The 18,252-nt window shown below is 34.0% G+C and carries 20 protein-coding genes and 1 riboswitch; of the genes, 3 read left to right on the forward strand and 17 right to left on the reverse strand.

Annotated elements, in window-relative coordinates; translation table 11 throughout:
• Positions 1–10: 10 nt before the first annotated feature.
• Genes LB941_RS02230 through dapB form a run of 3 tightly spaced genes read right to left on the reverse strand, consistent with a single transcriptional unit; the run spans position 11 to position 3,946 of the window.
• Positions 11–1,900 carry an ABC-F family ATP-binding cassette domain-containing protein gene (locus LB941_RS02230; protein ID WP_253359288.1) on the reverse strand — a complete coding sequence of 630 codons (1,890 nt, stop codon included), beginning with the start codon at positions 1,898–1,900 and terminating at the stop codon, positions 11–13.
• Between the two features lie 49 nt (positions 1,901–1,949).
• On the reverse strand, positions 1,950–3,161 hold the full coding sequence (locus tag LB941_RS02235; RefSeq protein ID WP_253359129.1) for a CCA tRNA nucleotidyltransferase: 1,212 nt from the start codon (positions 3,159–3,161) through the stop codon (positions 1,950–1,952).
• A complete protein-coding gene (dapB, locus tag LB941_RS02240; RefSeq protein WP_253359130.1) occupies positions 3,158–3,946 on the reverse strand; it encodes a 4-hydroxy-tetrahydrodipicolinate reductase in 789 nt (262 codons plus the stop codon). Before dapB ends, LB941_RS02235 begins: the two co-directional genes overlap by 4 nt.
• A gap of 210 nt (positions 3,947–4,156) precedes the next feature.
• On the opposite strand from dapB, the gene LB941_RS02245 reads away from it, so the two are divergent.
• Positions 4,157–4,993 carry a YitT family protein gene (locus LB941_RS02245; protein ID WP_253359290.1) on the forward strand — a complete coding sequence of 279 codons (837 nt, stop codon included), beginning with the start codon at positions 4,157–4,159 and terminating at the stop codon, positions 4,991–4,993.
• Positions 4,994–5,100: 107 nt separating this feature from the next.
• On the opposite strand, the gene yaaA is transcribed toward LB941_RS02245, so the two are convergent.
• Entirely contained in the window at positions 5,101–5,853 is a 753-nt protein-coding gene (gene yaaA, locus LB941_RS02250) for a peroxide stress protein YaaA (RefSeq protein ID WP_253359132.1), read from the reverse strand.
• Complete coding sequence (locus tag LB941_RS02255) at positions 5,853–6,296, reverse strand: peroxiredoxin (protein ID WP_253359134.1); 444 nt, start codon at positions 6,294–6,296, stop codon at positions 5,853–5,855. Before LB941_RS02255 ends, yaaA begins: the two co-directional genes overlap by 1 nt.
• Positions 6,297–6,525: 229 nt before the next feature.
• Between LB941_RS02255 and LB941_RS02260 the strand changes: the two genes are divergently transcribed.
• Positions 6,526–7,356, forward strand: coding sequence for an integrase (locus tag LB941_RS02260; protein ID WP_253359136.1), 831 nt, complete (start codon positions 6,526–6,528; stop codon positions 7,354–7,356).
• A 127-nt stretch (positions 7,357–7,483) separates the two neighbouring features.
• Here LB941_RS02260 and LB941_RS02265 read toward each other — a convergent pair whose 3' ends face one another.
• The 11 genes from LB941_RS02265 to LB941_RS02315 all read right to left on the reverse strand — a co-directional run bounded on the left by LB941_RS02265 (position 7,484) and on the right by LB941_RS02315 (position 15,895).
• Complete coding sequence (locus LB941_RS02265) at positions 7,484–8,068, reverse strand: ECF transporter S component (protein WP_253359137.1); 585 nt, start codon at positions 8,066–8,068, stop codon at positions 7,484–7,486.
• 116 nt (positions 8,069–8,184) lie between these two features.
• Positions 8,185–8,302, reverse strand: a riboswitch (FMN riboswitch).
• 72 nt (positions 8,303–8,374) lie between these two features.
• Positions 8,375–9,103 (reverse strand): pseudouridine synthase, encoded by a 729-nt coding sequence (locus tag LB941_RS02270; RefSeq protein WP_253359138.1) that lies wholly within the window; start codon positions 9,101–9,103, stop codon positions 8,375–8,377.
• A complete protein-coding gene (scpB, locus tag LB941_RS02275) occupies positions 9,103–9,711 on the reverse strand; it encodes an SMC-Scp complex subunit ScpB (RefSeq protein ID WP_253359139.1) in 609 nt (202 codons plus the stop codon). The genes LB941_RS02270 and scpB overlap by 1 nt, the downstream gene beginning before the upstream one ends.
• Positions 9,692–10,459 carry a segregation and condensation protein A gene (locus tag LB941_RS02280; RefSeq protein WP_253359140.1) on the reverse strand — a complete coding sequence of 256 codons (768 nt, stop codon included), beginning with the start codon at positions 10,457–10,459 and terminating at the stop codon, positions 9,692–9,694. The genes scpB and LB941_RS02280 overlap by 20 nt, the downstream gene beginning before the upstream one ends.
• The gene (locus LB941_RS02285) at positions 10,416–10,811 is read right to left on the reverse strand and encodes an N-acetyltransferase (protein ID WP_253359141.1); all 396 of its coding nucleotides are present in this window, start codon (positions 10,809–10,811) and stop codon (positions 10,416–10,418) included. Before LB941_RS02285 ends, LB941_RS02280 begins: the two co-directional genes overlap by 44 nt.
• Positions 10,812–10,877: 66 nt before the next feature.
• A complete protein-coding gene (gene xerD, locus LB941_RS02290; RefSeq protein WP_253359292.1) occupies positions 10,878–11,771 on the reverse strand; it encodes a site-specific tyrosine recombinase XerD in 894 nt (297 codons plus the stop codon).
• Between the two features lie 7 nt (positions 11,772–11,778).
• Positions 11,779–12,639, reverse strand: a complete 861-nt coding sequence (locus LB941_RS02295) for a S1-like domain-containing RNA-binding protein (protein ID WP_253359142.1) — start codon at positions 12,637–12,639, stop codon at positions 11,779–11,781.
• A gap of 16 nt (positions 12,640–12,655) precedes the next feature.
• Positions 12,656–13,111 (reverse strand): DUF441 domain-containing protein, encoded by a 456-nt coding sequence (locus LB941_RS02300; protein ID WP_253359143.1) that lies wholly within the window; start codon positions 13,109–13,111, stop codon positions 12,656–12,658.
• A gap of 75 nt (positions 13,112–13,186) precedes the next feature.
• Positions 13,187–13,426, reverse strand: coding sequence for a hypothetical protein (locus tag LB941_RS02305; RefSeq protein WP_253359145.1), 240 nt, complete (start codon positions 13,424–13,426; stop codon positions 13,187–13,189).
• A 308-nt stretch (positions 13,427–13,734) separates the two neighbouring features.
• The gene (locus tag LB941_RS02310; protein WP_253359147.1) at positions 13,735–15,393 is read right to left on the reverse strand and encodes a formate--tetrahydrofolate ligase; all 1,659 of its coding nucleotides are present in this window, start codon (positions 15,391–15,393) and stop codon (positions 13,735–13,737) included.
• A 121-nt stretch (positions 15,394–15,514) separates the two neighbouring features.
• A complete protein-coding gene (locus tag LB941_RS02315) occupies positions 15,515–15,895 on the reverse strand; it encodes an EbsA family protein (RefSeq protein ID WP_253359149.1) in 381 nt (126 codons plus the stop codon).
• A gap of 102 nt (positions 15,896–15,997) precedes the next feature.
• Between LB941_RS02315 and LB941_RS02320 the strand changes: the two genes are divergently transcribed.
• Positions 15,998–16,384 carry a ribonuclease HI family protein gene (locus LB941_RS02320; protein ID WP_253359151.1) on the forward strand — a complete coding sequence of 129 codons (387 nt, stop codon included), beginning with the start codon at positions 15,998–16,000 and terminating at the stop codon, positions 16,382–16,384.
• A 62-nt stretch (positions 16,385–16,446) separates the two neighbouring features.
• On the opposite strand, the gene pyk is transcribed toward LB941_RS02320, so the two are convergent.
• Complete coding sequence (pyk, locus tag LB941_RS02325) at positions 16,447–18,207, reverse strand: pyruvate kinase (RefSeq protein WP_253359152.1); 1,761 nt, start codon at positions 18,205–18,207, stop codon at positions 16,447–16,449.
• Positions 18,208–18,252: the final 45 nt, after the last annotated feature.

The raw sequence follows: 18,252 nt of genomic DNA on the forward strand, positions 1-18,252 counted from the left end.
TACTTCCTCTCTAATCTACGTATTGACTAAGTTCTTCCCATCGATTCATTTTATTTAATATTTGCTCATCTAAGGTATCAATTTCTTGCTGTAATTCACCTAAATGACCATAATCGGTCCCAGAAATATTATTCATTTCTAAAAGAGCGGAGTTCTTTTTAGTCTCTAGTTCATCTATCTGCGTTTCTAGTTGAGAATATTCAATTTTTTCCGCATAAGTTAATTTCGTTTTCTTAGTTTCTGCTTTAGGTACTGTACTCTTTTTTACTGTTTTCTTAGTATTTATCTGTGAAATATCATTTTTCTTTTTTTCAGCTAAATAGTCGGTAAATAAGCCTGTATAACGAATTATAGTACTATTACCTTCAAAAACTAATAAATTATCTGCCACTTTATTTAAAAAATACCGGTCATGCGAAACAGTTATCACCGTACCGTTAAATTTATCTAGATAATCTTCTAAAATAGTTAATGTGCCGATATCAAGATCATTAGTTGGTTCATCAAGTAATAAGACATTAGGTTGTTCCATTAATAACTTTAATAAGTATAACCGCCGTTTTTCACCACCAGATAAGTTGCGAATCAGTACTCCGTGCATAAAGCGTGGGAAAAGAAATTGTTCTAATAAGCTCGTCGTTGAAATACGCTCTCCATCTTTAGTAACTATGCTTTCACCAACCTCGTTTAGATAACTTATAATCCGCTTGTCTTCTGGAACACTTTCTGATTGCTGCCGATAATATGCTAATTTTACTGTTTCCCCGCGAATTATCTCACCACTATCAAGTGGCAATTCTTCGGTTAGTGCATTCAAAAAACTAGATTTCCCGGCACCATTTACACCCGTAATACCTATTCTCTGTCCTGCCTGTATAAGTAAATTAAAATCCCGTAAAATTTTATGTTTTCCTAAACTCAAACTTGCATGTTTCATTTCAAGAACTTTTTTACCTAATCTTTGTTGACCTAAATTGATATTAACATCATCATCAAATTGAACGTTGTTTAAATTCTCCTTGAGATCATTGAAACGGTTAATACGTGCTTGCTGCTTTGTCGTACGTGCTTTAGCACCTGTCCTCATCCAATCAAGTTCTTTTTTGTATAATTGCTGTTGCTTATGCTCCATCGTCAGCTGTGTTTCAACACGCTGAGCCTTTTGCTCAACAAAAGATTCATAATTTCCAGTATATTGATATAACTTTCCAAAAGACAACTCAAAAATTTGCGTTGCTACTTGATCTAAAAAATAACGATCATGCGTTACTATAAGTAATGCACCCTTATAACTTGCTAAATAATCCTCTAACCAAGCAATCGAATCAAAATCTAAATGATTCGTAGGTTCATCTAACACTAACAAATCAGGAGCTTGAATCAGCACTTGTGCTAACCCTACCCGCTTTTTTTGGCCACCTGAAAGTGTCGCAATTTTCTGATCTAAATCTGTAATGTGTAATTGTGTCAAAATTGTGCTAACTTCATTTTCCACATTCCATGCATCTTCTTGCATCATCTTTTTTTCAGCTACATCAAATAAGCTTTGAAGTTTCTCATCTTCTGGATTAGCACTATATTTTGCTAAAATCTCTTCATAGTGCCGCACGGTTTGAAACACTGGGCTAGCACCATCATACACTGCTTCAATGATAGATTTATTTTGATCTAACTGTGGGTTTTGCATAAGATAACCAATTCGATAATTATTCGGTTTAATCAAATCGCCCTTATCGGCTGGATCTATATTTGTTAAAGCATTCAATAACGTTGTTTTCCCAGAACCATTTGTGCCAATTAACCCAATTCGATCATGTTCATTAACAATAAAATTTAAGTCTTCAAATAATGTTTTCTCGCCATATGTTTTGGTTAATCCTTCAACCCGTAAAGTCTGCATCTTCTTGGTATTCACTCCTAACATTCAAATAGCTGCATTTTGTAACACACTATTTTACTATTAACTTTTGAGCATATTCCAGTAAAGCTAGTTTTTCATTGCGCACTTTTCTATTGACAACAGCTAGCTCAAGTTGGATAAGCATTTTACCAAGTTGTGGCCCTGGTTCAATGTTTAAAAACTGGCGTAACACATTGCCATCAACCACAAGATCTTTGCGACTTTTTATTGGTAATCCTTCATATGCTAACATTACAGACATACTGGTATAATCAGTAATATTTATTAATTGAACAACCCGACACGCAACTTCCAGCATATCACGTCCCGTTAAATATTGTATATATGGTGTTAACTCATTAGCTAACATCGCTTCAACTGCTTTTTTCGCTTTAGTTACATTCATTTTTAATTCTTTTGAACATTTCCAAGCGTGGACCAATTGCCCAGCCTCCTCAGCTGTTAACTCAAAACAAGTTGCAATTAACGTCCAACACTGTTCTTCATTATCTAATTTAAGATTGGGAATCGTCTTTATTTTTTCTAGTCCGGCTTCCTTTAACTCAAATAGTGGGCAATACATATAAAGTTTTGTTTTCAGAAAATCTTCAAGACCTGCTCGCGGATTTTTACCTATCAAAAGTTTAATCCATTCGACTCGAATTCGCTCAACTGAAATTTTGGATAGCAAAGCTGCATTTTGGCTAATTGCAGTCAAAGTTTCGTTATCAATTTTAAAATCTAGTTGACTAGCAAAACGGACTGTCCGCATCATGCGCAAGGCGTCTTCATGAAACCTTTCATTTGCAACTCCAACAGCACGTAGCAAATGCTTATCTAAATCTTTTAAGCCACCAAATAAATCAATAATTTCACCGTTTGTTTTTAAAGCAAGTGCATTAATCGTCAAATCTCGGCGTTTTAAATCTTCATCTAATGAACGTACAAATTGAACTTTGTCTGGCCGGCGATAATCCTGATACGTTGATTCTGTCCTAAAAGTAGTAATCTCATAGCCTGTTCCATGGTCTAATACCATAACTGTTCCATGTTCAATACCTGTATCAACTGTTTTAGAAAATAAGTTCTTTATCTCTTCAGGATAAGCACTGGTTGCAATATCAACATCATGAATTGGTAAATTTAATAATGTATCACGCACACTACCGCCAACAAAATAAGCTTCAAACCCTGCATCACGAAGTTTTTCCAAAATAGGCAGAGCATCTTTAAATGGTTGAGGTAAATTTATAATTTTCACAGGATATTTTCCAACCCAATCATTAACTCAGAGTAGTTTCTAATCTTTTCTGTTGCTACTGCAACACCTGACATAAATGAAATCCGATCAAAAGAATCTTGTCGAATAGTTAATGCTTCACCCTTACCGCCAAAAAGAACTTGTTCATGAGCTACATACCCTGGCAAACGAACTGCATGGATTCGCATTCCTTCATAATCTGCCCCACGTGCTCCTTTAAGAACTTCTTTTTCATCAGGATTTCCTTGATAATGCTCTTTACGAACTTCAGCTATTAATTTAGCCGTATTAAGTGCTGTTCCTGATGGTGCGTCTAGCTTATTATCATGGTGCATTTCAATTATTTCAACATCTGGTAAATATTTTGCTGCTTGTTGTGCAAATTGCATCAAAAGGACAGCCGAAATACCAAAATTAGGTGCAATTAACCCGCCTACTTGCTTTTTCTTTGCTAAAGTTTGTAATTCTTTAATTTGATTGTCAGTCATTCCTGTTGTTCCAATAACTGGAGAAATACCATTTTCTAAAGCAAATTTAGCATTATCAAAAACTGAAGTTGGACGAGTAAAATCAATCCAGACTTCTGGATCTGTAGTTTTAATATCTGAAAGCTGTGTATATACAGGGACGTTTGTCTCTTTGTATGCTGGGTTTTCATTCAAATTTTTTTCCGTAGCCATCGGGTCAAAAACACCCACCAATTCAAAATTCTTATGCTCTAGAACCATTTGAACAGTTGTATTTCCCATTCTACCTTTAAAACCTGCAACTAAAACTTTGACCATATTATCTCATCCTTTACGTTAATTAAGTTATTCTACATTATTTTAGCACACTTAGAACAATTGAGAAATACATTAGAAATCGCAGCTACTTCTCGCCTTTAGTATTAAAAAAATGCTATTATAGTTGCACAGTATAAAATTCAAAAAGGAGGTCAAGTTTTTTTGAGTACTATTGAAGAAAAAGAAAAAATTAGCCTTTTAGATATTTTAATGATAACAATCGGTTGCGGAATGTATGCTTTAGGCTTCGTTAAAATCAACATGGCTAATAATTTGGCAGAAGGTGGTGTCACAGGTATTGCACTAATTGTGCGTTACTGGTTCCATATTGACCCTGCCTTTTCATCATTAGCAATCAACGTTCCCCTTGTCCTAATTGGATTACGTTATTTAGGTAAGCGTGCACTTATTTACACCATTTATGGTACTGGCATTCTTTCTGTTTGGATTTGGATTTGGCAACGCCTTTCATTTAGCATTAATATTCACCACGACTTATTTATTGCCGGAATTCTTGCCGGTTTAATCGCAGGTATTGGTCTTGGATTAACTTATCGCTTTAATGGCACTACTGGTGGTGCAGATATTGTTGCTCGTATCTTTGAGAAACAACGAGGCGTGGCAATGGGAAAAACATTATTAATATTTGATACTGTTGTTTTAGCTGCTTCTTTAAGTTATGTCGATATTCGTAAAATGATGTATACTCTTTTAGCATCGTATGTTTTCTCACGAGTAATCAACTTTACTATGGAAGGTGCCTATTCTGCACGCGGTATCATTATCTTTTCCGGCGCTAACGAACAGATTGCAACTGATATTATGAGTCAAATGGACCGCGGCGTAACCTATCTTGATATAGAAGGTGGCTTTTCTAAAAAGCCAGGACGCGCTATTTATTGTGTTGTAAGTCCTAGCGAAGTTACCGCTATAAAAAGAATTGTTACTCAGCATGATAAGTATTCATTTATCTCAATCTTTGATGTTAGCGAAGTAACAGGTGAAGGTTTTACTTATCGAGCACCTAATAAAAAGAAATTGTTCTAAAATTCACTAATTAAAAAAACTCTGTCGCTGCGATTAATCCCTAGGTGACAGAGTTTTTTTGTTGGTTTAAAACATTTATTTCTATAAGTTAAAATAACTAATTATATTTAATCTTGATAATCCCGTAAAAATACATACTTGTCTAATTGTGATAATTGTTTGACAAAATGATAATTACAGCCAGTATACCCTTTTAGCTCTTCTGATTTTTCAATTTGATTTTTCGCCATAAAGCTAACCATGTCACCACGGATTTTTTTAGCTTCTGTGGCGCGTACTACAACTTTATTTGCCTTCCAAACGCCAAATACGCATGTAATAAATTCATCTTCTGGTTTTAAATACGGTGTAATTGCCTTAGAGTATTCTTTTGAGGCTAAGTTTACAACCAGCTTATTAGCAGTAAATAGCTCATTATACAGTTTTCTTCCCCAAAAATTATACAAATTTTTTGATCGGTTTATTTGAACTTTTGCTTGCATCTCTAACCGATACGGTTTTATACCATCAAACGGCCGTAATATTCCATAAAAACCCGATAAAATTCGCAAATGTTCGCTAATATAATCCAATTGCTTTTGCGTAAAAACATCTGGTGCCATTGATTGATACTGAATTCCTTCGTAAGAAAAAATAGCAGGTGTCAAGTTTTGTGTTAAATCCATATTTTGAATACGTGCATAGTTTAATTGTGCCAACTTGTCATTACATTTCCAAATACGCTTTATTTGGTCAAAGCTCAAGGCTTGAAGATATTGTAATATCTGCTCAGTATTTGCAAGATAGTTAGGTAGACTTTGACTAGCGAAATCATCTGTAGCATCTACCATTTTCTTTGCTGGTGATATGATAATTCGCATTAAACTTCAGCTAACATATCACTAGGATTCTCACTAGCATTAACATTTTCGTATGCTTTAGTAATTATTCCTTTTTCATCAATAAGATAAGTTGTACGCACAATTCCCATTTTTCCTTTTGTTTTTTCATGCCAAACATCATAAGCGCTAATTGCATCTTTATCAGTATCTGAAAGCAAAGTAAATGGCAATTCATATTTCTCTTGGAAATTCTTATGTGATTTAACTGAATCCTTACTGATGCCTAAAACAACTGCACCCTTTTCCGTAAATTGCGGATAGAGTTCTCCAAAAGAACATGCTTGTTTAGTACAACCCGCTGTATTGTCTTTAGGATAAAAATATAAGACTACTTTTTTCCCTTGATAATCTTCTAATGTATGAAAAATACCATCTTGATCTGGTAATTTGAATGTTGGTGCTTTTGTACCTATTTGTAACATCCATATCATCTCCTAAACACTTTAATGTCTTTATTGTATCAATTCAGTTTATTCTACGTCAAAAAAGATGCACTTTTATACCTCACTAGGGTATGCGTGCGCTTTGCTCATGCCCCGGCGGGGTATAAATAGTTTGTTGTTAATCTGAGGAACTGTTAATCTTTATATTTTCAAAGGATATGGTATAATAACATTGTTAGTTAAAGTAACATTTTATGGAGGTACCTTTATGAACTTTCCGTATGCAAAAAGATTTCGCTATTATTTACAAAATGATAGAATGCTAGAAAACTCTACTATTAATGATATAGAGCATGATGTTGACGATTTATTTAATTATCTACGAAAATTCAATGTTTTATATCAAAACAATCCTGATCTTTCCGATTTAGAAGAAACCGATATTAAAACATACTTCAATATGCTACAACTAAATCGCAATATTAAAAATACAACGTATAATAAAGTTTTAACTCACCTTAATACTTACTTTATATTCTTATTTCAAAATAAGCTTTCTAATAGTCTACCTACCATCGCTTTAAAAGGTTTAAAACGTACAAAAGAGTCAACTATTCGTTTAGATTGGACTAATAGTATAACTGAATATCTAACCGATGAAAATTTGTCGTATTATACTCGAATGGTATTATTATTAATTAGCCATTTTTACACTATTACAGAAATACTCCAACCAAATTTTTATCAAGTTGTAGCACGTGAAAATTTTGCTGATTCAGAACTAAAATTTCTTACGGCATATAATAGTTTCCTTGCTCCTCTTCAAAAAAAACAAGGCACTTCAAATCTATTTTTAAAACAACATATCAATTTAGCTGATCCATGTCTCACCCTCCCTGCTTTACACAAATATCTAAAAAAAGATCAGCCCAAAATTAATATTACACTTCAGCCTAGACAACTTTATCAAAATGCTATTTGTTATTTTATAATCAGCCACCAAGAGTTAAGTGACTCTACCTTATCAAATCGTTTACGCTTACAAAGTGCTTCGCTTAATTACTATCGGCAATTAAATGGTAACTTTTTCAAGAGTTAATTTCGTATGATTGCAAAAAAACACCCATACATCTAATTAAAGTAATCTTTAAATGCTAGACTAAAACCTAACATTTGTCCCTTACTTTAACGCTCTGATGTATGAGTGTTTTTTATTAATTACCCTATTAATGTGTTGAGAGTTGTCGTGCTTTAGCTTGTAACCAAGCATGTAATTTTACATAAATCACTGCAAATAATGCACTTACAACCACACCTTTTATAAGATTAAAAGGTACAACTCCAAATAAAATAAGTTGATTTAAAGGTACACTTAATTTCATTCCTAGAACTGCAATATATAACGGTGTAATAACAGTCCAGTTAGCTATAGATAAGAAAAAGGTTAAACTTGTTGTTCCCGCTATAGTAGCTAAAGTATAATCTTTTATACCTGCATTAATTTTTTTATTCAATACATAATAAATTGGAAGACATAAAGCAAAACTAGCTAATAAATTAGTTCCAACACCAATTATGCTAGCAACTGAGATACCTGAAATAATCAAATACAAAATTGAACGAACGATCGCAATCATTACACCACCTAATGGACCCAGTGTAAAAAAACCAAGTAAAATAGGAATGTCCGCAAAATCAATTTTCATCCATGGTACTAATGGAATAATTGAAAATGATAAAAACATCAATAAATAAGATATTGCCGCTAAGCACGCTATTATAACGTACTTTCTAGTTGATAAATGACTCATAATAAGCCCTCCTATTATAACAGGTATATCTTCATGCAAAATTTTATCTAACAAAAAAACTCTATTGCCGTTTCAGAGCAATAGAGTTTTCATTTTACTTTTCTCGTTAAATAAAACCCTATCTTCTTTCATCCAGACTATACTGTCGGTATTGGAGTTTCACCAATTCAACCTCTAACGAGGGTCGCGGACTATACCGCCGGTCGGGAATTTCACCCTGCCCTGAAGATAAACCAAAATATATTAATTTATACGATTATATTACCATAGCTTCAGTATAAAAACAAGTTAATTTTTAAATATTTATTACTTAAATTTTGTCGTTAGTTCTTTAAGCCGTTCAACTTCTGCATTTGTTAGTTTTCTATACTTTCCAGCGCTAAGTCCGGTTAAATCAAGAAAGCCATATTGCTCTCTTTTAAGTTTTTGCACAGGATATCCCAATGCTTTAAACATTTTTTTAACTTGATGATATCTACCTTCATGAATCGTCAATTGCACAATCGATGTTTTCTTATTTTTATCACTACTTAAAACCTTAGCCTTAGCTCGCGCTGTTTTTTTGCCGTCAATCATTACTCCTAAGCGTAATTTCTTCAAATCATCGTTTTTAAGCAGCCCTGTTACCTTAGCCACATATACTTTATCAACCTTATAGCGCGGATGCATTAAAATATTGGCAAGCTGTCCGTCATTTGTTAATAATAAAATACCAGATGTGTCGTAATCAAGTCTTCCAATCGGATAAATACGTTCAGGTATATCTTTAAAATAGTCAGTTACCACTTTACGGCCTTTATCATCACTAACTGCTGAAATAACACTGCGTGGTTTGTAAAAAAGATAGTAGACTTTTTTCTCTACATCAATCCCCTGACCATTTACTAAGATAACATCACTGCTGTCAACTTTAGTACCTAGTTCATGAATAACTTGGCCATTAACACTAACTTTACCTTCTAAAATCATTTTTTCACTTGAACGACGTGATGCAATTCCAGCATTTGCCATTACTTTTTGTAGTCTCTCCGCCATTAAATATCTCCTTCATCATCGTTATCATTAGATGCAAGTGTCTGTTGAAATAATTCTAAATAATCCGTATCTGTTGGCTCTTTTTCGTCTTCAGTAATACTTTTTTCAAGCGGTGGTAGGTCAGATAAGGATTGTAACCCAAAGTAATCCAAAAAGTTCTCTGTTGTTACATACAGTATTGGTCGTCCAGGTAAATCTAAACGTCCATTTTCAGCAATTAGATCTAGCAAGAGTAGTTTTTGAACCATCCCACTTGATTGAACTCCACGAATTTCATCAATATCAATTCTAGTCACGGGTTGCTTGTAAGCAATAATTGCTAACGTTTCTAATGCAGCTCCTGAAAGTTCAGTAACTGTTGGCGATTCAAAATACTGTCTTACTAATGGCGAAAAACTTTTTTTCGTGGCGAGACGATAGCGTTCATCAGCTTGTAATAACGCTAGACAACTGCCTTTATCAGCTTTATATTTTAAATCTAATTTCTCCAACTGTTCCAGTATAGCTGGTTTCAAAAGACCAGTTAATTGTGCAAGTTCACCTAATGTGATACCTTGCGCGCCACTAACAAATAAGAGACTTTCAATTTTAGCTTGATTCGAGAGCATTATCTTCCCCACTTCTCATTATAATTGGACCTAGCGTCGTTGCTTGAGATACTATCACTGCACCTCTTTTAATTAATTCTAAAAGAGCTAAAAAAACCGTTACTAACTGTTCTGTATCAGTTTCATCACTTACTACTTCTGTAAATTCAATAGCATTTTTAGTAGTAAAAATGCGTGCTTTTAAACGAACCATTTCTTCTTTTAGAGTATAACGTTCAATATGTACTTGTCTGGTCACAGGCCTAGAAAGTTGCTTTTTCGTTATTAAACGTGCAAATGCATGCTGTAATTCATAAACCGAAGTACCTTGTTTTAATTGACCAAGCTTGGCATCTGATGGCACCGGTTCTTGTTCACGACTTGTACTTTTTTGACGTTCAGATGCATAGTCCTTGAATTTTCCTGCAGCCATTTGAAATGTTTGGTGTAAAATCAGTTGTTGAACCAATTCCTCACGCGGATCATCAAACTCTTCTGATTCTTGCGCTTGTTCATTTGGTAAAAGCATCCTACTTTTAATATTTAATAGCATTGCAGCTGTAACCAAATACTCCCCAGCAATATCTAACTCAAGTGTCTGCATTTGATGCAAATAGTCGATATACTGAGAAGTAATAGTTGCCATTGAAATATCATATATATCCATTTGATTCTCTTTTATTAAGTGCAACAATAAATCTAATGGTCCTTCAAAAGTCGCCAGTTTAAAGGTTAGTTTCTGGTTTTCTATTTTGTTTTTCTCGTTCATTTTTTCTTCGTTCCCATTTCGTGATAATTGATGCTACCTCTAAACTGCCCATCATTTTAGCACTAGGATATAGTTGTGCTACTTCATCTAAAACAGTATATGTTATTCCTTCATTTCTCTCAGCTGGTGATAACGCAATATGACGTATAACAATAATATCATCACTAACTTCCAACCCTACAATGCCACAAAAATCACCATGCTCATTTTTCCACAAATACAAACACCTTGAGCTCTCACTGGTATACCAGTTTAGTTCTGTTTGAAGATGTGAAATTTCTTTTAATCCAGGAATAAATGAGAGCAACCCCATTGCAATTTTTTTGTAACTTTCTTTATATTTATAGAGCATCTTTGCCTCCCTAGCTGTACAATTAACATCTTTTACACAATAGCATACTTTTATTTTAAATACAAACTACGCACGTGGATGAGTATTGTTATAAATTGCACTTAAACGTTTCTTCGACAAATGTGTATATAACTGTGTAGTTGAGATATCAGCATGACCTAATAATTCTTGTACAATTCTTAAGTCTGCTCCATTTTCTAAAATATGTGTTGCAAACGAATGTCGCAGCGTATGTGGCGTGACATTTTTTTCAATTCCAGCTTGTCTAACTTGTGCTTTCAAATTTTTCCAAATACCTTGTCGCGTTAATTTACTTCCATGAAAATTTAAAAATAGATAATTGTTGCGCTTTTGCTTTAATAACTTAGGGCGACTAAGCTTTAAATAATTACCAACCCAAGTAATCGCAACATCACCAATTGGGACTAAACGTTCTTTTTGTCCCTTTCCTATCGTTTGAATAATTCCAAGTTCAAGGTGTAAATCCGCTAATCTTAAATTAGCAATCTCACTAACACGTAATCCAGTGGCATACATTACCTCCAACATTGCACGATCTCGCAATCCTAGCGCTTTACTTGTATCTGGCACTTGTAATAATTTATCAACCTCTTGCAGCGATAGAACCTCTGGTAATCTCGTTTTTTTCTTAGGTGTATCTATCAAAAGCAATGGATTACTATCAATTATTTTTTCTTCAATTAAATACTGAAAAAACTTTCTTAAGCTAGTAATTAATCTTAAAATACTAGCATTTGCTATTTTCTTATTTGTTTGAGCCTCTAAAAAATCAAGAACTACTTGTTTAGTTACTTTATCAAAACTAACAATTTTATTCAACTTTAAATATTGGCAAAACTTTTTTAAATCGTTATGATAGCTAGCGACTGTATTAGTTGACAAGCCACGTTCAACTAATAAATAGTGTAAATAATCTGTTACAATATTGTTTATTCTAATCGCCCTCTTAATTTAAAACCAAAAGACCGTCTTTTTGTTGCACAAGACCTGCTTTCATTAAATGTCCAACTGCACGTTTAAATTGCCCTTTGCTAATTCCAAAATAGGCTTTAATTTCATCAGGCGTACTCTTATCTGTAAAAGGTAAAGTCTTGTCTGCGCTATGCTGTAACGCAGCTAATAACATCTGAGCATCATCACTTATAGCTTCATACGCTCGTGGTTTTAAAGATAAGTTCAACGTACCATCATCACGCACACCAATCACACGTGCATGTACAACTTGCCCCAAACGAGGTTCTTCATCTCGTTCCGTCGGATGAATAAATCCTAAGTTGTAATCAGTTGTAATTACATAACTACCAACAATTTTTAATCGATATACTGTGGCCGTAACATCCTTGTTTTTCAACTTATTTTCAGCTTTGACTGAAACAGCATGAATCATTTCTTCAGATGCTAAATCACCCCATAAACGCCCTTTGCTATCTACCTTTAAACCAATCATTAGTCGATCACCTTTTTTGGGCCATAAATTGGTTAGTTCAGATAATTCATCTAATGAAACAGCAACATCTTTATTGGGTAAACCGATATCAACAAAAACACCTAGGCTACGATTAACATTTACCACTTCTCCCCAAGCGTAACGATCTATACCTATCTTAGGAACAATTTTTGTTAATTGTAACTGATGGTCCTCGTTTTCGTATGCAAAACCTGTTATGTTTGCACCTAGTTTTGGCAATTTCAACAGTTCTTTTTTAGCTAAACGAAAAGTTAATCCCTCGGCTTGTGCGAATACATATTCTTCATTTTCATCCATCACCTGTGCGGTAATTTGATGACCTATTAAATCTGCTAACATTTTTTCTCCTCAATTCTTAAAAACTAAGATGCAATAAACTTACTAAACAAAAAGTAATCCCTGCAGCAATTACAGGACCTGCCGCTACACCCTTCAAAAAAACAACACCGATTATTGTTCCCAGGACCAAAGCAACTGTTACTTGCGGTGAACTGGTTAGTAAACTAACACCATTTCGTGATAAAACTGCAACTAAAATACCACATGCTATCGCAATCCACCCTACCGGGCCTTTGGATGCAGCTATCAAATCTGAAAAACCAATTTGTCCAGTAGCAATTGGTACTAAGACTGAAATTGTTATTATAATAACTCCCCAATTAATCCCTTCAGTATGCAAAACAGAAAAGATTTTATTCGACACTGGTAACAATTTTAATAACATTACAACGCCTGTAGCAATAATCAGTGACATATTTTTTCCAAAATATGCAACTAACATAATAACTGCTAAAAATAACCAACTCTCCAAAAATACCACCCCGTCCGTCTAAATATCCAGATTACATTGTACATTAGTTCCAGAAAAAAAGCGAATTTAACACAACTAATCTACAATTTCTAAATTATAACGTTTAGATGTGTACATAGCATCACCATTATACTTAGCAATAGATTCTATTTTTAATGTTTTATCTTGACTTTCGACAAGGACAATTCTTTCTTTAAAACTAGCATCTGGATTTATTACTTGCTGATTTTCAAAAAAATATCCGTCCTTTTTTAACTTTGTTAGAATCTTTTTATACCCTTTTTCACTTCGAATTAAATATGCCTTTCTTACCACTATTGATCCTCATTTCTAAGTTAACTCTTACATAGTAGAATACATCCTCTAATTAAAAAGGGCAAGATTATCATAGATATTGTTTGGTAAAAAATAAGTCTGGCACAATGACATATCCCCCAAAGTTAAGTGATTTTCACTTTAACTTCAGGAATATGCCTAAAGTCCAGACTTATTTTTATCTTTGCATATTTGATATTTACAGGCAGTAAATTGTGCTCAAACGTAACTATACATTTTAAGCTCCAGATTATCCTCACTAAAGCAACCTAGCTAACTGCACTATGTTACAATTTTATTCATTCTATTTAATATAATCCTGAAATAGTTCCATCGCTATCTATATCCATCCCATTTGCAGCTGGAGATTTAGGTAGACCAGGCATCGTTAAAACATTACCTGTTAGAGCTACAATAAACTGTGAACCTAATTTAGGTATAAACTCGCGAACATGTACTGTAAAACCTTTAGGCGCTCCTAAAAGTTTAGCATCATCTGATAATGAATATTGTGTTTTTGCCATACATACAGGAAGTTTATCCCAACCCAATTCAGCAAATTGTTTTAATTGTTTTTTTGCTTTCGGACTGTACTCAACTTTTGCACCACCGTATATTTCAGTAACTATTTTTTCAATTTTACTTGTTATTGAATCTTCTGGTGCATATAATTGCTTAAAATCATGTTCTTGATCAGTTGTTTCAAGTACTTTTTGAGCTAGCTCTATTGCACCTGTACCACCCTTTGCCCAAACATTCGCTATACTTGCGTAGGTATCGTCTGTTGCACATAATTCCTTTATTCGATTAAGTTCAGCTTGTGTATCCGTTGTAAATTGATTAATTGCAACCACAACCGGAATATTGTAACGCTTCATATTGTAAATATGTTTTTGCAAATTAGCATATCCTGCTTCCAATGCAGCTATATTTTCGTTGTCTAAATCATTTTTAGCAAGACCGCCATTCATTTTTAAAGCACGTACAGTTGCCACAATTACAATTGTATCTGGAGTCTTTTTCAAAACAGGTGTTTTTATATCTAAGAATTTTTCAGCTCCTAAATCAGCTCCAAAACCTGCTTCTGTAATTGTGTAATCAGCTAAGTTCAACGCTGTCTGTGTCGCAAGCACGCTATTACAACCGTGTGCAATGTTAGCAAACGGTCCTCCATGAATTATTGCAGGTGTGTGTGCTAGTGTTTGTACTAAATTAGGTTTAACAGCATCTTTCAATAACATAGCCAATGCACCAGTCACATCCAATTGTCCAACTGTGACTGGCTTTTTTGTATATGTATAACCAATTACTATTTGACTTAATCTTTGTTTTAAATCAGCAATATCTTTAGCCAAACATAAAACAGCCATCATCTCGGATGCAACCGTAATATCAAATCCATCTTCACGTGGTATTCCTTGCGTTAATCCACCCAAGCCAATCACAACGTGACGCAATGCGCGGTCATTTATATCTAAAACTCGTTTCCAAATAACTCGTCGTGGATCAATATTTAAGGCGTTTCCTTGGTAAATATGATTATCTATTAAGGCTGCTAATGTATTATTTGCAGCAGTTAAAGCATGCATATCACCAGTAAAGTGAAGATTGATATCTTCCATTGGTACAACTTGTGAATATCCTCCACCAGTCGCACCACCTTTCATACCCATAACAGGCCCCAATGATGGTTCACGTAAAGCAATTATAACCTTTTTATCTAACTGCTGTAATGCATCGCCTAAGCCAACAGTAACTGTTGATTTCCCTTCTCCAGCAGGTGTTGGATTAATTGCAGTTACCAAAATTAATTTTCTTTTTGTATTATAAGTTTTCTTTAACGGTAACTTTATCTTAGCTTTATATGCACCATATTGCTCAATATCATCAGGTTCTAAACCCGCTTTCTTAGCCACATCAACTATTGGTGCCATTTCGCTTTGCTGTGCAATCTCTATATCTTTCACTGCAAAAACCTCCTTATCAGATAAAATAAGTATACCGTTAAAGTTTCTTTTTGTCAGTAATTAGGTTCTAAATAACCAAATTTTATTAATTCAGCTATTAAAAATCATCAAAAGACGAATATTATACAAAAGATTTCAAAATATTGTAAATATTATTTTGCGTTTTACTTCTTACTAAAAGTGTATACTTAATATATTTTGTTTCTAATAATATTCTTTGCTTTTTTTTCTTAACTGCAACCAATTCATTAAGATTAATTTCTTTGTTGTTAAGTGGTATTACTGCCTGTATTGTTATTTTATTTTCATTAATAATTAAACGGCGTCTAAGAATCTGAATTCCAGCTACTAATAAAAACAAAACAAATGCAATCACCGTCCAAACTTGAAAAACTGTAATTTCTAGCCATAATAATAAACTAGCTAAAAGAATCATTGCTGTATACGACCAGCAAGTAACGCTTGTCGCAATATCTGGTTGATAATAGAATTTTTTTTGCAAATAAAACACCTCATTTCTTTTTTAATTATACCAAATATAAGAACTAGACAGCTATTAAGATTTAGCAATATAATATAACAAAAGTAAAAGGAGTTATAAAAATTGATTAAACTTTATACAGATGCAGCTACTCGGAAAGATTTAAGTAGTGCCGGCATTTTAATTATCCATAAAAATATACAATTGCAACTTAAATATCCCTTAAAAGCAATGGACAATCACGAAGCTGAATTTTTAGCTGTAATTAAAGGTTTAACAGAAACGCTAGCCCAATTTAATTCAACAGAAGCCATTTTTTTATATTCTGATAGTAAGATAGTAATAGATAGCATCAATAAACAATATAGTAAACATTATTCAACACAATTACAACAGATTCTACTTTTACTTGAAAAGTTCTCTCTGGTAACATATCAATGGATTCCTGAAAAACAAAACCAAGGCGCTCACACTTTAGCACTGCAAGCTTTACACGCACAAAATTCTTAAAACTCTATACACCACAAAAAGACCCACAAAGTGAGTCTTTTTGTTTAACTTTATATTAATGATTAAAGTACGTTTGAAGCACCATGATATACAATACCACGACGAGAATCAACTGTGATAACTTCACCGTTAGCAACTAAATCTGTTGCATTAGTTGCGCCAACAATTACAGGAATTCCCATAGAAATACCTACAACAGCTGCATGTGATGTTAAACCACCATTTTCAACAACTAAAGCTGCTGATTTTTCAATTGCTGGTAAATAATCTTTATCAGTTGCTTTAACAACTAAGATTCCGCCTTCTTCAGCTTTTTCATTAGCTTCAGCTGCAGAATTAGCAACAACAGCTTTACCAATAACTGTTTCATCACCTACACCTTGACCATCAACTAACTTAGAACCAATTAATTGAATTTTCATTACATTAGTTGTACCCTTTTCACCAACTGGCACACCAGCAGTAATTAAGATTAAGTCGCCTTCTTTAGCAAAACCTGCTTTCTTAGCTTCTTCAGTAGCTAAAGCAAACATTTCATCAGTTGATGCTGGAGCTTCTGCCATAACAGGATATACACCCCAGTTAATAGCCAAACCGCGACGAGTACGATCATCAAATGTAACCGCCAAAATTTCAGCATCTGGACGATACTTAGAAATCATGCGTGCTGTATGACCAGATTTTGTAGCAGCAACAATAACCTTAATGTTCAAATTATTAGCAGCTTCAGCAACAGCGCGACCAATTGCTTCTGTAACATCTGTCTTATCAAAACGGTTTAATGAAAATTCACGATGTTCACGCAAAGCATTTTCTGCCTTAACGTCAATCCGTGCCATAGTTGCAACAGATTCAACTGGATAATCACCATTAGCTGATTCACCTGAAAGCATTGTAGCATCAGTACCATCAAACACAGCATTAGCAACATCAGATGCTTCAGCACGTGTAGGACGTGGATTTTCTTGCATAGAATCTAGCATTTGTGTTGCAGTAATTACGGGTTTACCCAAAGCATTACACTTCTTGATTAAATTCTTTTGTACCAAAGGTACATTTTCTGCAGGAATTTCTACACCCATATCGCCACGAGCAATCATCAAGCCATCAGATACTTTAATAATTTCATCAAAGTTATCGATACCTTCTTGAGATTCAATCTTAGGGAAGATTTGCACATGTTCCATGTGCTTTTCTTCTAATAATTCATGAATATCTAATACATCTTGTGGTTTACGAACAAATGAAGCAGCAATAAAGTTAATTTCATTGTCTAAACCAAAACGAATATCATCAGAATCTTTTTCAGTAATACCAGGTAAGTTGATTGAAACACCAGGTGCGTTAACGCCTTTACGTGAACCTAGCTTGCCTTCATTCAAAACTTTACATACTAATTCTTTATTAGCGTCATCTTTCTTTTCGATTTGCATGTCAATTAAACCGTCATCGAATAGTACATGACCGCCTTCATGAACATCATCGTATAATCCTGGATAAGTAACAGCAATTTTTTCCTTTGTTCCTTCAAGAGTGTCATCCATTGAAATGCGAACTTCATCGCCAATATCAAAATGTAGTTTGCCCTCTTTTTGAACTGTTGTCCGGATTTCTGCACCTTTTGTATCAAGCATCAATCCAACCATCTTACCCGTAATCTTTTCAGCTTCACGAACCAAATTCATACGGCCTAAATGTTCTTCGTGATCACCGTGTGAAAAGTTGAAACGGAAAACATTAGCACCTGCTTCAATTAATTTTACGATTGTGTCCAAATCTGAACTAGCTGGTCCAAGTGTACTTACAATCTTGGTTTTTTTCATGAGTAAAGTCTCTCCTTTAAGAGTATTGTAAAACTGACTTTTATG

The sequence above is a fragment of the Ligilactobacillus ubinensis genome, assembly GCF_024160875.1.
GTDB classification, from domain to species: domain Bacteria; phylum Bacillota; class Bacilli; order Lactobacillales; family Lactobacillaceae; genus Ligilactobacillus; species Ligilactobacillus ubinensis.

Coding starts and splice junctions, on each gene's coding strand:
- LB941_RS02230 (WP_253359288.1), bottom strand. CDS start 1,900: ATGCAGACTTTACGGGTTGAAGGATTAACCAAAACATATGGCGAGAAA.
- dapB (WP_253359130.1), bottom strand. CDS start 3,946: ATGGTCAAAGTTTTAGTTGCAGGTTTTAAAGGTAGAATGGGAAATACA.
- LB941_RS02245 (WP_253359290.1), top strand. CDS start 4,157: ATGATAACAATCGGTTGCGGAATGTATGCTTTAGGCTTCGTTAAAATC.
- yaaA (WP_253359132.1), bottom strand. CDS start 5,853: ATGCGAATTATCATATCACCAGCAAAGAAAATGGTAGATGCTACAGAT.
- LB941_RS02255 (WP_253359134.1), bottom strand. CDS start 6,296: ATGTTACAAATAGGTACAAAAGCACCAACATTCAAATTACCAGATCAA.
- LB941_RS02260 (WP_253359136.1), top strand. CDS start 6,526: ATGAACTTTCCGTATGCAAAAAGATTTCGCTATTATTTACAAAATGAT.
- LB941_RS02265 (WP_253359137.1), bottom strand. CDS start 8,068: ATGAGTCATTTATCAACTAGAAAGTACGTTATAATAGCGTGCTTAGCG.
- LB941_RS02270 (WP_253359138.1), bottom strand. CDS start 9,103: ATGGCGGAGAGACTACAAAAAGTAATGGCAAATGCTGGAATTGCATCA.
- scpB (WP_253359139.1), bottom strand. CDS start 9,711: ATGCTCTCGAATCAAGCTAAAATTGAAAGTCTCTTATTTGTTAGTGGC.
- LB941_RS02280 (WP_253359140.1), bottom strand. CDS start 10,459: ATGAACGAGAAAAACAAAATAGAAAACCAGAAACTAACCTTTAAACTG.
- LB941_RS02285 (WP_253359141.1), bottom strand. CDS start 10,811: ATGCTCTATAAATATAAAGAAAGTTACAAAAAAATTGCAATGGGGTTG.
- LB941_RS02295 (WP_253359142.1), bottom strand. CDS start 12,639: ATGTTAGCAGATTTAATAGGTCATCAAATTACCGCACAGGTGATGGAT.
- pyk (WP_253359152.1), bottom strand. CDS start 18,207: ATGAAAAAAACCAAGATTGTAAGTACACTTGGACCAGCTAGTTCAGAT.